The 16,488-nt window shown below is 35.1% G+C and carries 14 protein-coding genes, 1 other RNA gene and 1 other annotated feature; of the genes, 3 read left to right on the top strand and 12 right to left on the bottom strand.

The features are described from left to right. Positions 1-4: 4 nt before the first annotated feature. On the bottom strand, positions 5-2,767 hold the full coding sequence (locus HMPREF1639_RS01395; RefSeq protein WP_036762468.1) for a hypothetical protein: 2,763 nt from the start codon (positions 2,765-2,767) through the stop codon (positions 5-7). Between the two features lie 143 nt (positions 2,768-2,910). On the opposite strand from HMPREF1639_RS01395, the gene rnpB reads away from it, so the two are divergent. Next, positions 2,911-3,246, top strand: an RNA gene (rnpB, locus tag HMPREF1639_RS08885) — RNase P RNA component class A. A 170-nt stretch (positions 3,247-3,416) separates the two neighbouring features. Next, the gene (locus tag HMPREF1639_RS01400; RefSeq protein WP_242847256.1) at positions 3,417-4,148 is read left to right on the top strand and encodes a glycoside hydrolase family 73 protein; all 732 of its coding nucleotides are present in this window, start codon (positions 3,417-3,419) and stop codon (positions 4,146-4,148) included. A gap of 213 nt (positions 4,149-4,361) precedes the next feature. Here the strand turns inward: HMPREF1639_RS01400 and HMPREF1639_RS01405 are convergent, their stop codons facing one another. The 7 genes from HMPREF1639_RS01405 to HMPREF1639_RS01430 all read right to left on the bottom strand — a co-directional run bounded on the left by HMPREF1639_RS01405 (position 4,362) and on the right by HMPREF1639_RS01430 (position 10,363). After that, positions 4,362-6,020 (bottom strand): glutamine--tRNA ligase/YqeY domain fusion protein, encoded by a 1,659-nt coding sequence (locus tag HMPREF1639_RS01405; RefSeq protein WP_036762470.1) that lies wholly within the window; start codon positions 6,018-6,020, stop codon positions 4,362-4,364. Positions 6,021-6,109: 89 nt separating this feature from the next. Beyond that, positions 6,110-6,667: a hypothetical protein gene (locus tag HMPREF1639_RS01410; RefSeq protein ID WP_036762471.1), complete on the bottom strand. Its 558-nt coding sequence runs from the start codon at positions 6,665-6,667 to the stop codon at positions 6,110-6,112. 48 nt (positions 6,668-6,715) lie between these two features. Next, positions 6,716-8,155, bottom strand: a complete 1,440-nt coding sequence (miaB, locus tag HMPREF1639_RS01415) for a tRNA (N6-isopentenyl adenosine(37)-C2)-methylthiotransferase MiaB (protein WP_036762473.1) — start codon at positions 8,153-8,155, stop codon at positions 6,716-6,718. 57 nt (positions 8,156-8,212) lie between these two features. Further along, the gene (locus HMPREF1639_RS01420) at positions 8,213-8,404 is read right to left on the bottom strand and encodes a hypothetical protein (protein WP_156955924.1); all 192 of its coding nucleotides are present in this window, start codon (positions 8,402-8,404) and stop codon (positions 8,213-8,215) included. A gap of 647 nt (positions 8,405-9,051) precedes the next feature. After that, on the bottom strand, positions 9,052-9,228 hold the full coding sequence (locus HMPREF1639_RS09195; protein ID WP_156955925.1) for a hypothetical protein: 177 nt from the start codon (positions 9,226-9,228) through the stop codon (positions 9,052-9,054). Further along, a complete protein-coding gene (locus HMPREF1639_RS01425; RefSeq protein ID WP_036762477.1) occupies positions 9,225-9,431 on the bottom strand; it encodes a hypothetical protein in 207 nt (68 codons plus the stop codon). Before HMPREF1639_RS01425 ends, HMPREF1639_RS09195 begins: the two co-directional genes overlap by 4 nt. A gap of 266 nt (positions 9,432-9,697) precedes the next feature. Further along, entirely contained in the window at positions 9,698-10,363 is a 666-nt protein-coding gene (locus HMPREF1639_RS01430; protein ID WP_036762478.1) for a hypothetical protein, read from the bottom strand. A gap of 220 nt (positions 10,364-10,583) precedes the next feature. Further along, positions 10,584-10,825 (top strand) — a binding site (T-box leader). A gap of 67 nt (positions 10,826-10,892) precedes the next feature. On the opposite strand from HMPREF1639_RS01430, the gene HMPREF1639_RS01435 reads away from it, so the two are divergent. Next, positions 10,893-11,444, top strand: coding sequence for a tryptophan transporter (locus HMPREF1639_RS01435; protein ID WP_156955926.1), 552 nt, complete (start codon positions 10,893-10,895; stop codon positions 11,442-11,444). Positions 11,445-11,665: 221 nt separating this feature from the next. On the opposite strand, the gene HMPREF1639_RS01440 is transcribed toward HMPREF1639_RS01435, so the two are convergent. The 4 genes from HMPREF1639_RS01440 to dnaG form a co-directional block, all read right to left on the bottom strand. Continuing rightward, positions 11,666-12,469 (bottom strand): Nif3-like dinuclear metal center hexameric protein, encoded by an 804-nt coding sequence (locus HMPREF1639_RS01440; RefSeq protein ID WP_036762480.1) that lies wholly within the window; start codon positions 12,467-12,469, stop codon positions 11,666-11,668. Between the two features lie 17 nt (positions 12,470-12,486). After that, positions 12,487-13,194, bottom strand: coding sequence for a tRNA (adenine(22)-N(1))-methyltransferase (locus HMPREF1639_RS01445; protein WP_036762481.1), 708 nt, complete (start codon positions 13,192-13,194; stop codon positions 12,487-12,489). Positions 13,195-13,311: 117 nt separating this feature from the next. Continuing rightward, a complete protein-coding gene (gene rpoD / locus HMPREF1639_RS01450; RefSeq protein WP_036762482.1) occupies positions 13,312-14,469 on the bottom strand; it encodes an RNA polymerase sigma factor RpoD in 1,158 nt (385 codons plus the stop codon). A gap of 15 nt (positions 14,470-14,484) precedes the next feature. Continuing rightward, a complete protein-coding gene (gene dnaG / locus HMPREF1639_RS01455) occupies positions 14,485-16,308 on the bottom strand; it encodes a DNA primase (protein WP_036762483.1) in 1,824 nt (607 codons plus the stop codon). Positions 16,309-16,488: the final 180 nt, after the last annotated feature.

A 16,488-nucleotide genomic window follows, 5' to 3' on the forward strand; every position in this document is an offset into this window, starting at 1 on the left:
CCTCTTATTTTTCCTTTAATGCCTGTTCATATATTTCATCCAAGTTAGTTACATAAGATGTATTCTTGCCAGTTGAAGATATCTGATTTCTCAAGTCATTATAGTCTGTCTTCAACTGCTCCTTAGACAGGTTAGGTATTCTCGCCTGGTAGGCGCTAATTTTCAAGTCGAAGTACTTATTCTGGCTGGCTATGTAGTTTTGTATACCCTTTGCTCCTATTGACTTTGACTTGGCATATGCCTGGTTATAGTCAAAGTACTCACCTACTCTTAGCATATAATAACCTGAATTTCTAACAAGCTGGGCTTGAACACCCCTCCTAGCAAAATTATTGGCAACTGACTCAGCGCCATCCTTATCCTTAGTGGCACCAACAAAAACAGTGTAATAAGTTCCCTTACCATTTTTATATTGTTCAGCCTGTCTATCTAATCCACTAGCCTTGGCTTCATTTTCATCCTTAGCTTTTTCAGCCTCAGTCTTCTGTGTTATTTCATCTGTTGACTTTGGTGCATCTTTAACTGTTGTAGATTTAGTATCAACTTTCTTTTCAACCTTTATATTCTTTGTTGTATTATTAGTTTCCTCAACTGATGGCATAGTAAACTGCTTTATAAAGAAAATGTATGTACAGAATAAAAGTGCTAATATGACAATTATTATAAGACCATCTCTAGCTACCTTGGTCTTTGACATACCAGCCATAAAGCCTTCATCATCAGCTACATCGACTTCTTGTGACATTTTTTTCTCTGCTCTAGCCTCTCTAAATGAGGCAAACTTGGCAGCCAACTTTGATTCCCTAAATTTTTCCACAAAACCTGGGCCATCATCTATATCCTCATCATCATATTCGTCGTACTCTTGATCATATTCATAATCCTCAGTAAGATCTTCTTCTTTTTCGACATGCAAAGAACTTCTATCCCCATCAACTGATTCTTCACTCATTGACTTCAACATTTCTAGTTCTTCAAATTCATTTTCTTTGTCATCTTTTATTTCTACATCTGCCTTATCTTCAATATCCTTAGAAACATTAGCGACTTTCTCAACGGAGTCTGGCCTACTATCTAGAGGTTCAGATTTTGGTGCCCTTCCAGCTATGTATTCTTTCTTAGGATATACACAATCCTCTTCTTCAAATACAATATCTGACTTGCTAGCAAATGATTTAATACCTGTTTTTGATATTTTCTCTGCTATGTGCCTCTCATCCTTCAAGTCATCATATTCCTTTTTAATATCATTATCTTCCTTACGCTTGTTCTTCTCTCTCATCATAAGAATTGCTAAGGCATTTTCATCTTGTATAGACCTGTCTCCATTAAAGAGGTTGGGGTCTATATCATTATACTCGTCTTCATCCATGTCTGAGTACTTTTCAAACTCTTCTCCCCTATACTTTTTAGAAAAGAAATTTTTAAACCTATCAGATATACTATCTTTTTCATAGTAATCCTCTTCATCATTTATTTCGTCATAATTATACTCTTCAAATTCGTCATCATAGTATTCATCAGATGCCATTTCATCTTCTAGCTTATTTTTTTTCTTGAATAAATTATCCTTCAAGGAAGATATAAGACCACCTTGCTTATCATCTTCATATGAATCAATACCGTCAAGTATATTTTCAACTCTTTCTCCAATTGGAGTGGCTCTATCAGTATCTAGCAGGTCCATTTTTTGTGAAAAATCAACCTTATCAAAACTAGTTTCTACTAAGTTTCTACCAAAGAAATTATTATTTTCTAGGTTAAAGTCTGATTTTACAAGCTTCTGACAGCCAATCCACCTAGACTTGTTTAAAAATGTCTTATTTCTCACTAGTCTCTCAATTATTTCTTTGAACTCAGATTCATCAACTAGACCTATAACCACCATCCTAAAGGCATTAGTAAAGTACTGCTTGTTGTCATCGGATATATAATCCATCAAAAGGGCTACGCAGGAAACATAGTCTCTAGAAGTGTCAGAAAAGCCATAGGCATCATCTTCTTCAATATCTTCCGCCTCTACTGCATCTCTGAAAATATCATTTATCTTTACAGAAATTTCCGGTGTACTAATCATTGATACGTACTTGGTAAAACTGATACACTTATCTTCATCTGCCAGTTCATATTCATCTGATATATCATCATCTTCAACTAGGGCCTCATCAGTAAACTCCTCTATAACTGTTTCCTGGCTAAAAAGTATGTCATTTATCATACTAAATATCTCATTCATAAGATCAATTTTGACCTCTTCAGTGCTCATATCCAGTATATACTTGTATTTATCAACATTTCCAGATATTACAGTTATCACCATACCCAGTATATCTTTATAAATATTCAGTATTTTATAGTCATTTTCTATCTTTTCTATCTTTTTAACACCTGAATTCTTGTCATAGGACATGAAAATTTTTCTGTCCTTGTCGTTAAGGTGTTTATTGCCATTTTTCATGGCTTTATTTACATACTGTCTGGAAGAAGCCTTGATATTTTCTATACTCTTTTCAACAGACTGGTGACCTTGTATCAAGTCATTTTGTATCCACATCTCTAGTATATATTCCAACTTCTTGATTATAGACTTGTAGTATATTATATTATACCTCAAAAGTTCTATATATTTTTCTTCGTTTTCATCTACTTTTTCAAATTTATTTTTAAGCGTTTCATTCAAGTTACTGTTCATGGTATATTTATTATCAATATACTTTTCATCGACTTCAAGAACAGCCAACCTAATCAATTCTCGGCTATTATTCAACGTATTCACTCCTTATTAGTTAATTGCTACTAAATTACAGTTTACTCATTCTATTATAACATATTTTCTATTACTAGATTCAAACTATTTAAAATTAGTTAATAATATTTGCATATAGTCCGTGTTTTTGATATAATTATCGTTGAGTATAGCAGATGATCGCAGGTAGTAATACGTGAGGAAAGTCGGAGCTCCATAGAGCAGGGTGCTAGGTAACGCCTAGTGAGAGCGATCTTAAGGATAGTGCAACAGAAATAAACCGCCCTTTTATAGGGTAAGGATGGAAAGGCGAGGTAAGAGCTCACCAGCATATAGGTGACTATATGGCTATGTAAACCCCACCTGGTGCAAGGCCAAGTTAGGAAGAAGAGATGTTGCTCGCATCTCCCGGTAGGTAGGCCGCTTGAGCCTATTGGTGACAATAGGCCTAGAAAGATGATCATCTAATACAGAACTCCGCTTATAGCTATACTTGACAAAGAGACTGTGGTTTTCCACAGTTTTTTTGTTGTCTTAAATTTTTAAAATCCAATCCTATATACCTTAAATTAAGTTTTTTGTCTTATAATAGGTAAAATTCTAAAATATATTTTTATATATACTTACTTAGGTGTTCGAATCAAGATAATATGTCTTCACTTAATTGGAGGTGATTTATATAGCTAGTCTAGATAGTAGGGTCAAGAAAAAAAATGTCGATTCTGGAAAAACTAGAACAAAGGCAAGTGGCAAAAATAAAAAAAATTCCAAGACTAAAAGAACAAAGAAAAATAAAAGACCTAGAAAGGTTTTTCGTCTATGCATCCTATTCTTACTTATCACATTTTTATATACGTCCACCAACCTATTCAGGTATTTTGATAACCTAGAAAAACAAATTTTGGTTGAGAGTAATAAAAGCAAGCAAGAATTTATAGACAGTCTTAAGGATATATCTATTGTAGAATATAGAAAATCTGGTCTCCTCCCATCTGTGACCATTTCACAGGCAATTTTAGAATCAAACTGGGGAAGGTCAAAATTGACAAGGGATGCAAACAACCTCTATGGTATCAAGGCTGATTCCTCTTGGCATGGGGACAAGGTCCTATTCAATACCAAGGAATACTACAACAGTCACGTTAATGCCTATTTTAGAAAATACCCTTCCTGGGCCGACAGCGTATCCGATAGAACTGACTTTTTGATGAAAAATCGGCGTTATCTAAAGGCAGGTCTCTTTGAATCCAATACATATAGGGCACAAGCTCAGGCACTAGAAGATGCAGGATATGCTACTACAACTAATTCCAAGGGTAAAAAAATATATGCAGACAAGCTTATATCAATTATTAAAAGCTACGATTTGTATGAAATAGACTATATGGTCAAACCAAAATAAGGCCCTATTAGCTTGATGTTGACTTCTCGTTATCGTTTAAATACACCGGCCAAATTTTAAAATTTAATTTAAAGGGAGACTGGCTAGTTGATATGCTTGCAGTCTCCCTTTTTATATCTTATTATATTTGTCTTGTTTTTATAATTATCTCAATCGATAGTAGTCCCTACTCGAGGTCACTTCAAATTATAGCTGAATCCCAATTAGGTCTACCTATAATTTAAAAGAACTCTTTAGAGGTACTATCCTATTGAATACCAACTTGTCTTCACTTGAATATTTTGAGTCTACACAGTAGAAGCCGTTTCTAATAAACTGGAATTTATCATTTTTCTGAGCACCTTCAACAGCTGTTTTCTCAACAAATCCCTGCTTTACTTCTAGTGATGCTGGATTTATCTGGTCTAGGAAGTGCTTGCCTTCATTTGCCGGTTCATCATCTAAAATCAATGGTTCAAACAGCCTAAATTCAGCTGGGTATGAATTGTTGGCATCTACCCAATGAATTGTAGCCTTCACCTTCCTGCCTACAAATCCTGAACCGCTCTTTGTATCTGGGTCATATGTACAGTGGATTTCTGTCACATTACCATCAGCATCCTTTATCACATCATTACACTTGACAAAGTAGCCACCCTTTAGTCTAACTTCATTGCCTGGGAATAGTCTGAAATACTTCTTTACAGGAACCTCCATAAAGTCATCTCTTTCAACATATAGCTCTCTTGAGAAGCTAACCAGCCTCTTACCCATTTCTTCATTCTTGGCATTATTTTCTATTTCAATTAGTTCAGATTCACCTTCAGAATAGTTAGTTATAACCACCTTTAATGGATTAAGAACGGCCATAGCCAAAGGTGCCTTAGGCTGTAGGTCCTCTCTTAGGAAATAATCAAGCATCCTACTATCAACAGTAGAATCTGCCTTTGATATACCAATTTCCCTACAGAAATTCTTGATTGACTCAGGTGTATAGCCCCTTCTCCTTAGGCCTGATATTGTAGGTATTCTTGGGTCATCCCATCCATCTGCTACTCCAGTATCAACTAACTGCTTTAATTTACGTTTTGACATAACTGTGTTAGTAAGGTTCAACCTAGCAAACTCTATCTGCCTAGGAACTGCTTCCATTTCACATTCCCTTACAACCCAATCATAGAAAGGTCTCTGGTCCTCAAACTCTAGGGTACAGATTGAATGTGTAATATGCTCTATAGCATCCTCTAGTGGATGTGCAAAGGCATACATTGGATATACACACCACTTGTCACCAGTGTTATGGTGGGTATTGTGAGAAATCCTGTATATGACTGGGTCCCTAAAATTTATATTAGGTGAAGCCATGTCTATCTTTGCCCTTAATACCTTCTCTCCATCTGCAAATTCTCCAGCAGTCATCCTCTTAAATAGGTCAAGATTCTCCTCTACAGACCTATTCCTATATGGACTCTCCTTACCAGGTTCAGTCAGTGTCCCCCTGTACTCTCTAATCTGGTCAGCTGATAGGTCATCAACATAGGCTAAGCCCTTATTTATTAATAGGACTGCCCTCTTGTGCATCTCTTCAAAATAGTCAGACGCAAAATGTAATTCATTCCAGTCAAAGCCCAACCACTTGACATCTTCTTTTATAGAATCGACATATTCTACGTCTTCCTTTACTGGATTTGTATCATCAAACCTAAGATTCACCCTACCCTTAAACTCATTGGCTAATCCAAAATTTAGGCATATGCTCTTGGCATGTCCTATATGCAGGTAGCCATTTGGTTCTGGTGGAAACCTTGTGATGATACTATCATGCTTACCACTTTCTAAATCATCTATCACTATATTTCTGATAAAGTTTGAATTTTCTCTTTCAAACGACATACTGTACCTCCCGCTTATATTTTCAAAATATTTATAATTATATTCTATAGTATATTAGAGAAAAAATAAAGTCACTTATGTCAATAAGTCTAATATGGCTTTAATTTTTCATCATATACTTTCAATAGACTAGATTCTATCTCTGAAAGTTTTTTTATATCATTTTGGTCAAATTGACCATCTTTACCAAGTTCAAGACCCTTCCTAAGCCTATTTAAGAGTTTCAACATTGAATTCTTATTGGGTTCTATATCAGCTTTTACATTTTCTATATTTGCCTTATATTTTTTATCATCCTTGTCATTTTTTGAAACATCCTCGGACTCCTTATCTATGGCTGCTCTAATTTTTTCAGGATCAAGCTTTTTCACTTCTTTAATCTTGGCATCTAGATCTGCAATTATAGAGTCCAAGTCCTCTAGATTGACCTTATATTCCCTGTCCTTTATATCCAATAAGTATTGATTGATATACTTACTATACCATGTGTATTTGGAATCAACTATATTTTTCCTGTAGGCATCATATTCTAGAGAATTTTCTCTCATAGAAGAGTCCTTCATTCTATTGTCAGTGGTTACTTCAGATTTACAACCTGACAATAATCCACATAGCAGTAGGGTCAAAACCACAACCTTGCCTTTCATCTTATTCCCCCTCTTCTCAATTAAAATATATTTTTATATTAACAATACCTATTTTACCAGCTCTCCGTTTAGAGAAAATGACTTTGGTTCTCTTATTTTAACTTGCACTAGCTTTCCAATTAGGGATACATCTCCTCCAATAAAGTTGACTGTTTTATTCTGTCTAGACCTTCCAGTCATTACAGCATCATTTTTCTTGCTGGCACCCTCTACTAGTACTTCTAATGTTTTGCCCATATATTCAGCATTTTTCTCTGCTGAAATTCTATTTACTACCTCAAGTACTCTTTCAAACCTCTGGTGTTTTATATCTTCTGGTATCTGATCTTCCATCTTTGCTGCAGGAGTCCCCCTCCTCTTTGAATATATGAAGGTGAAGGCAGAATCATACCTTACCTCTTCACATATATCTATAGTATCATCCACATCCTGGTCTGTTTCGCCTGGGAAACCTATCATTATATCTGTAGAAAATGCTAAGTCTGGTATTTCTCTCTTGGCCTTTTCTATTATGGCTAGGTAGTCTTCCTTTGTGTAATGTCTATTCATCTTCTTTAGAAGGCTTGTACTACCTGCCTGGAATGGTAGGTGCAAGAATTCACAAACCTTATCACAATCCCTCATTGCGAATATTACATCATCAGATATATCCTTTGGGTGGGATGTCATAAATCTGATTCTCTCTAGTCCATCTATCTCATTGACCTGCCTCAAAAGCTGGGCAAATGTAATCCTTTGGTCTTCATCAAGTGTCTTGCCATAGGAGTTTACATTCTGTCCCAATAGGGTTACCTCTTTTACGCCATTTTCAACTAATGATTTTATTTCATTTATTATATCGCTTGGTTTCCTACTTCTCTCCCTGCCCCTTGTATATGGAACTATACAATATGTACAGAAGTTATTGCATCCGTACATAATATTTACAAAGGCCTTTATATCAAACTTTCTATTGCTCTTTAGACCTTCAACAACTTCACCATCTACATCCCAGACATCAACTAATATTTTATCTCTATTGAAAGTAGACTCTAAAAGTTCTGGGAACTTGTATAGGTTATGAGTACCAAATATCAAATCAACGTGCTTATACTTTTCCTTTATTTCTTCTACTACATGAGCTTGCTGCATCATACAACCACAGACTACAATTTTCATGTCAGGCCTTTTCTTTTTTATGCTCTTTAGGTGACCCAAATTTCCATAAACCTTTAGTTCTGCATTTTCTCTTACTGCACAGGTATTGTATATGACTAGGTCTGCCTGGTCCTCTGACAAGGCCTGGACATATCCCATTGCTTCTAGCATAGAGATTAGCATTTCTGAGTCATGCTCATTCATTTGACATCCGAATGTGTGGCATAGCCACGATTTTTTCTTGCCAGTCCTATTAAACCTGTCTTCATTCATTCTATGAACAGCTTCGATATACTTTTCCTGTTCATCAATTTTATCTCTAGATATTTCAACTTGCTTTCTTTCTGACACTTCGTTTCTCCTTACTATAAAGGCCCTTGTATTGAGGGCCTTTTATTTTTTATTATTCTATTTTACCACAGAATCACGCTTTTTGTACTTCTGCTTTATATAGTTTTCATTTATCAGCCACGTTTTGCCAACTTTTTTAAGGTGATACTTATATATCAATCCTCTGAATATGTGGCTTCTAAGAGTTACCGCCTTTACTTCATATTCACCCTCTATCTCTTTCAAGGTTCTCCATTTTGCTACAGCCATGCTAATTAGCCTTTCCACTTGCAATAGCAAGTTTCACCAATTTAGATGTTGGATATGATAAACAGATAAGCAATTTAGCGGTTTTCTAAGAATGTTAATTGACAGACTAGAAGATACTAAGTCAGAAAATGACAGCGACGCAAAAAAAAACAGAAGTTAGAAAAAATAATCTCAGATTTACAAAAAACAATTGAAGATTAAAACTACCTCACTATCGCAGTAGTAAGGTAGTCACAAAATTGAATACTGGTGTATGCCCCGCCAGTTTTCAATTTCATTATATCACAAGGGGGTTAATAAATGAAAGAGGAAAGTAAAACCTCAAAAAATACAAAAAAGTGGACAAGAAAATGTAGTATCAGAGATTGAAGAAGCTGCCAAGGAATTAGAAGAAGATGAAACTTTAGAAGACTTGATAGAAGAAACTTTATACTACTACTCAGCTATGAGCGAGATAATCGACAGAATAGCAGAAGAAAACTAAAAAGATAAGGGCCCAGCTAAGGGCCCTGTTTTAATGCTATTTAAGTGTCTTATTTGATGTTTTTACACAAATCATTCTATTAAATTACATTTTTAAGCCAAATGCATAATATTAAAGCAGATTTAGTTACATTAAAAAAGCACCCTAACTACTGTTAAGATGCTTAGTTTAATCCCGATAACTCCTTGTGTCTTAAAGCTACATATTCTGGGAATAGTTTTTTAACTTCTTCTGGAGCGTCATTAACTAATTTAGAGCCACCGTTTTCAAAGTCATACTCTTCATACGGTTCTATTAATTCCATAAGTTTTTTTAGTTTTTCACTAAATATCACCATCATAATAACTCCTCCATAATTTTAATTAACTCTTTATTCTGTATCTTTTTATTTTTAATCAAAACATACAATTCAGAATACACTTCTCGGAAATTCCTATCCAATAAACTTCTGTGGGCATATTTGCTTATATTTTTCATTACATATAATTTATCATTAAGCAATTTTATTTTTATGTATTTCCTTAAAGGTTCTTCATATGCCATGCTTGCTTCTATAATACTATTATATAACTTTTTATTGCCATTGTATAGCTCTTTAGCCTTATCCCAGTATATCTTATGTCCATATTCATGTGGTAAAATATCATCTATCCCCGTAGATACAAATTCTCCATTTCATTAAAAAAAGGACTAAGCTAAAATGCTAGTCCCTTTTTAATTATGGCTAAAACCTTATTCTTTTTAATTGATTAAGAAACTAGACTATGACTCATAGTTTCTTGTAACTGGTATATTAAAAATAGAAATTCTTACTTATAGTACCTTTCAACTGCATATATATGACACTCATTAACATATCTAAGTCTCTGGTCTTCAGGCAACTTGTCAAGTTCTCTTCTAAATACGGTATCAAATGATTCATTACCAGTCTTTAATAGTGACATATTCATCATAACATCTGGAGAAAGAACCTTTAGCTTTTTATCTATTATTGACATTGTTCTCATAGTTATATCTATTCTTTCAAGGCCAATTTCCTTCAAGTACTCATCATATGCTTCAACTATCAAACGATAATCAGGGCAAGTGTGCCTCAAACATTCCAGTTTGTCCTTGTCTAAGATTTGACAAGTGAAAGGGATATTGTCCCAAGTATGATAAATATCTGATATATACATATCATTCTTTAGCAGTAGTTTGATAATATCTTTAATCTTATCAACATCGTAGAATTTGTTGTTGCCTGTATTAATACTCTTTGTTTTTTCATCCATTTCATTGATCTTCATTATGTGATCAAATTCATTGGCCAAATCAGTATTAACCCATTCTTCATCAAATCCCAACTCTTTAACTGTTGATAAAACTGCTCTCTTATAAACTTTAGGATTATCAAATGCCTCACGCCTAAGTACAGCCATCACAAAATCCTTTAAATCCTTCTTGTCTCTTATGCTTAAGTTTAATCCCTTCATATAAGTCACCTATCCCTTCTCAGAAATTAAATTCTTGTTTATTTATTTATTTGTTTGACATTAGTCTAACATACTTTCTCTGTAAATGCAATGATTTTAGTGAAAAAGTTGCAAAAAAAAATCAAATTTTATGAATTTTTTACAAATTGACTTTTATATAAATAAAAATCACAAAAATACTTGACAATAACATCCAAAAGGTATATTATGTTTACAAATAGAAAATCCTATGAGGAGAAATAGTAGGTCAGGTAACTACTTATAGAGAGTCGGCGATGGTGGAATGTCGATATTAGTAACTGAGTGAATGGGTCTCTGAGGAGTGAATCGAAATCTTTCGAGAGTAGACTTCACCGTGGGCTGCACGATATAGCGGATAGGGAATCATGTGTTCCTGAATAGAGATATACGATTTTTTTCGTATAAATTAGGTGGCAACGCGGATTATACTTCGCCCTATATATAGGGCGGAGTTTTTTTATTGGATTTTTTATATCAAAAAATTTATGTATTTTACGGAGGTATAAAAATGAGAAACTCAAAAACAAAAACTATGATTTTAAACGCAATTTTACTTGGTATAGGCTTTATAGCCCACCAAATTTTCCCAGCAATAGCAGGAGGTATTACTCCTGACCTTACACTTGTAATGCTATTCTGTATTATGATAATTAATAGGAACGACTACAAGTCATGCTTGGTAGCCGGTATAATATCTGGTATATTCTCTGCCCTAGCTACAAAGTTTCCTTCAGGCCAGGTTCCTAACCTAGTTGATAAACTTGTAACTGTAAATGTCATGTTCATTCTTATGAAGACAATGTATGCACTACCTATAATGAATAGGTTGAAAGAAAAGAAAGACCAGGCAATTATCATTGTTATGACTCTTGTAGGTACTTTTGTAAGTGGACTAGTATTTTTAGTAATAGCAGCTGCTATGGTAGGACTCCCAGCTAGCCTTATGAACCTTATAATCGCAGTTGTGCTACCATCTATTGCCTTAAATCTAGTTGCTTCAGTGGTACTCTTTAATATAATTAAGCTAGCCTTAAAGAGGTCTAGCTACCAAATCGGCTAGTCAAGCCAAGCTAGCTAGGTCTTGATATAGCAATAATTCTAGCCGGCCAATTTGATATATAGTTAATTATAAGTATGGTATTATTCTTAGCACAAAACAGCCAGGTATTCTGAATGTCAAAAAATGAATATCTGGCTGTTTATTTTAATATATTAAACTGTACTAAAAATACTTGAATATAGCAATACACTATTTATGGTTTAGAACCCTTATTTAAGAATCTATACAAAAGTAAATGGGTCTATATTTTCCTCACTTATAAGTACCTCTATTTGGTCTGATATAGAGTTTATAAATTCATAAATAGACTCTGAGAATATATGTTCTGTCCCATAATGGCCAAAATCAAGTATTGCCATACCTATATCGATAGCATCCATAGCCTGGTGGTATTTCACATCTCCTGTAACCAATAGGTCGCACCCCTTGGACTTGGCCATCTCAAAATATTCAGCACCGGAACCCGTCACAAGGGCAATTTTCTCAACCATCAAGTCTTTTGGACCAGTATACCTAGCAGAATCTATATTCAACTTACCCTTCAAAAGACCTATAAAATCACCTATAGCCATTGGTTTTTCTAGGCGTGATATACGACCCAACCCATATTCCTTACCACCATTATAGTAGTCTAGGCTGGATTCGACCTCCAAAATCTGCCTATCCTCAATCCCCATCAAGTCCAAAAAATAGTCATTTAATCCACCCTCTGCCACATCATATGATGTGTGCATACAATAGGCACTAATATTATGCCTAATCATCTTGTATATCAACCTACCCTTAACAGTATCCGTTGCTATCTGGTTGACCTTTGAAAACAAAAATGGGTGGTGGGATATAATCAAATCGACGCCCTTCTCTATTGCCTCATCTATAGTTCTATCATTTATTTCAAGTGATAGCATGACCTTCTTGATATCTTGGTCTAGGTCTCCAATATTCAAACTTGAATTATCCCAACTATACTGTAGCTCTTCCGGGTACTTTTCCCTTATCCTGTCAAGTAACTTCCTTAGTTCCATTTTTACCTCCGTATCATCTAAATATTTGTTTTTATCTCTTCTAACTTCATCAGTTTAGTTTCAACAATGTTTTTTCTATCAACAATAGCCTTATTAGTCTCTTGTCCCTGACTAGACCTTTCTAGCTTTTCTAAGATAGACTTGTTCTCTCTTATCTTTTTGTCAAGTAGGTCTGGCAAAAGAGGATCCTTTTTTTCTATAAGTTTAGTCGGTATTTCATAGTAGATATCATCAATATCTTGTGTTCCACCACCATACCTTACTTCCATAATCTCATAAATCCTAAAATCTTCCCCAACTAAATATTCATCTATAATAGAAAAACCTCTCTTATTCAAGTATGATCTAAGGTCTTCTTGAGCCTGCATAGGCTGGAGTATCATCTTATCTAGGCTCTTGCACAGACCTAGTTTTTTTTCTATTAGGTCAGCTATAAGGATACCTCCCATACCCGCAATTATCACCTGGTCAACCTCACCATTTTCCAAGACCTCCAGACCACTTCCCAACCTCAAATCAGTCTTGTCAGCCAGTCCCTGTCTCCTGATTTCTTTTCGGGCATTTTCAAGAGGTCCCTTATTTATATCACTCAATATGGCAAAGTCTATCTTACCTGATTTCAATAGCTCAATCGGTATATAAGCATGGTCAGTACCTATATCAGCTAATCTGACACCCTTGTCTACCAAACCTACTATTTTTTCTAATCTAGCACTCAATTTCATATCTATCTACCCCACTACACTAAAATATAAAAATAGGGATACAGAAAACTTAACTAATTAAGACTCACCTGTATCCCTGTAAATTTTAATACCTATCTAGACTAGGCACCAAGACACCTAGTCTAAGAAGTCTCTTAACTTTTTAGACCTACTAGGATGCCTCAACTTCCTCAAGGCCTTGGCTTCTATCTGCCTAATCCTCTCTCTAGTAACGTCAAACTCTTTACCGACTTCTTCTAGGGTTCTAGCCCTGCCATCTTCTAAGCCAAACCTCAACTTTAGAACCTTTTGTTCCCTATCATTTAAGGTATTTAAAACATCTTCTATCTGCTCTTTTAGCAAGGAATATGCAGCTGCCTCTGCTGGAGCTGGAGCATCTTCATCAGGTATGAAATCTCCCAAGTGGCTGTCTTCTTCTTCACCTATAGGAGTCTCCAAAGAAACCGGATCCTGGGCTATCTTCATGATTTCTCTGACCTTTTCCTCAGTCATATTCATTTCCTTGGCTATTTCTTCAGGCTTAGGGTCCCTACCCAACTGCTGTAATAGCTGTCTAGATACCCTAATCAGCTTGTTTATAGTTTCAACCATGTGAACTGGTATTCTAATTGTCCTCGCCTGGTCAGCTATGGCCCTAGTTATGGCCTGCCTAATCCACCATGTTGCGTATGTAGAAAATTTATAGCCCTTCTTGTAGTCAAACTTCTCAACTGCCTTTATCAGACCTAGGTTACCCTCCTGGATAAGGTCAAGGAATAACATTCCCCTACCTACATATCTCTTGGCTATACTTACAACCAATCTAAGGTTAGCCTCAACTAGCTTCTGCTTGGCAAATTCATCACCCTCAGCCATCATCTTGGCATAGTCCACCTCTTCATGTGGCTTTAATAGGGGTATTTTACCAATTTCCTTTAGGTACATCCTAACAGGATCGTCAATGCTGATTCCCTTTGGCACTGCTATTTCCACAGGTTCACTTGACTCCTTGCTAGTTTCTTCTTTTTCTTCCTTTTCTTCATCGATAGACTGTATGTCCAAGTCATCTGGCTCCTTTAAATCAATATCAGCCTTTACTTCCTTGTCATCCACTACCTCAATACCTAAATTACCCAGTGTCTCATACAAATTTTCCGCGACATCCTTGTCCATCTGATTATCCTGAAAGGCTTCCATAATATCGATTAGTGTCACAGTACCATCTTTTTTACCCTTTTCAAAAAGTTTTTTCTGAGCGACCTTATTAATCACCAACTTATTCTTTTTCTCTGCCATAACTAATCCTCCTGCCTACAGTGATTTTTTCTTATTTTGAGCTACTATTTCTAGTGCAATCTTCATAATTTCCAAATCAACCTCTTCTGCTTCCTTGCTATTATCTTCAATAGTCTTCCTTCTATTTTCCAATTTCTTTTGTTTCTTCAATAAGCAGTCTATTTTAACCTGTCTGTTTTTATCTAGTAAATTATCGACTAATTTATCGACCTCCACAACATCATTTAAATCAACACCACTTAAATCCAACTTACTCAACCTATTTAAATAATCTAAATTAATCCTGTCGTCATAGATATCTTCATTTTTAATTATTCCCTTTTCATCAAGCTTTAAAACCTTTGAGTATATTATTTTACTATTATTATCAGTAAAATCATCCTCATCTAGTTTATATCTGACAATATCCCTTGCCTTTATATTACACATAATTGCAGCAATTATATTCATTTCTACAAATAAATTTGGTTCCTCGACTTCCTTTGGCTTTTTAAACTCTATCTGTCTCTTATTGGTTCTGTTAGATCTATTAGCAAAGCCCTTCTGCCATGTAACCTTTTTGCCATTCATTTCATTTCTTATTATTTCAGCATTTGTCATTGTCATCTGAGACAATATCTTTATGTAATAATCTTGTTCTATGGGACTCTTAATATTCCTTAATATATTTACAGCCTCCCTCAAATATTTCATTGAGTCTTTCCTGTCAGTCAAATCGTAGTCCTTTGCCAAAATCTTTAGTTTAAATCTAGTAGCTTCCACGGCATTTTCAATGCTATCATACATTCTAGCCATACCGTGTTCTCTAACAAATTCATCTGGGTCCTTACTATCTCCAAGATCCAATATTTTGACAGCTATAGAATGTTTCTCCAATATATCTATAGCCCTCATACTGGCATTTATACCAGCCTGATCTGAATCGTATGACAATACAAGAGTGTCTGCATACCTCTTTATCAAGCTCGCCTGTTCGTCTGTAAGGGCCGTTCCTAAGGTGGCGACTGTATTCCTAATACCAAATTGATATAGAGAAATAAGATCCATATAGCCTTCTACTAATATCAATGTCTTTTGGTTGCCTATATGCTTTCTTGCAAAATTCAATCCATACAAGTTGTATCTCTTGTTGAATATCTCCGAGTCCGGTGAATTCAAATACTTTGGCTGGCTATCATCCATGACCCTTCCGCCAAAACCTATCACATGACCCTTGTAGTCAAATATGGGAAACATAACCCTATTCCTAAACTTATCAAACATACGGTCTGACTTAGAGCTCTTGCTCAATAAACCTGACTCAAAAAGTTCTTCTTCTGTGTATCCTTTTGAAGTCATAAATGTTTTGAGCATATCCCATGAATCCGGAGCAAAACCCAAACCAAATTTTTTTATAGTCTTCAAATCTAGGCCCCTTTTTTTCAAATAGTTAAAACCTGGATTTTCTACATTCATCAAGTTTGAATAATAAAATCTAGCTGCATCTACATGAATGGTCTGAAACTTATTAATCTTCTCTAACCTCAATCTAGTATCTTGATCAATATTACTCTTTATCTCAATACCACACCTATCTGCCAGAAGCCTAACCGCATCCATAAAGTCTAAATTTTCAATTTTCATGACAAACGATATTACATCACCACCTTCTCCACAACCAAAACATCTAAAAATCTGCTTGGATGTGTTTACATGAAAGGAAGGCGTCTTTTCATTATGAAAAGGACACAGACCCTTATAATTAGTCCCTGCTGGCTTCAATTTGACATAGTCGGAAATTATGTCAGCTATATCACTTCTATATTTAATTTCCTCTATCACATCTTTAATATCATTCATCTGCTAACCCCTATTATAAACATCAATATTTTATTGTTACACGGATTACAAATTTTGTCAATACGTTACAATAATTGTTTTCGACAAATCTATTCAATTTCCTTTATTTTATGCACATTTTAAAAAAATCGAGTAGGGAGGACTTTCTCCTCCCTCTCACACCACGGAGCGTGCCGTTCG

Origin of the sequence: Peptostreptococcus sp. MV1 (assembly GCF_000758885.1) — a bacterium.
Lineage (GTDB): Bacteria > Bacillota > Clostridia > Peptostreptococcales > Peptostreptococcaceae > Peptostreptococcus.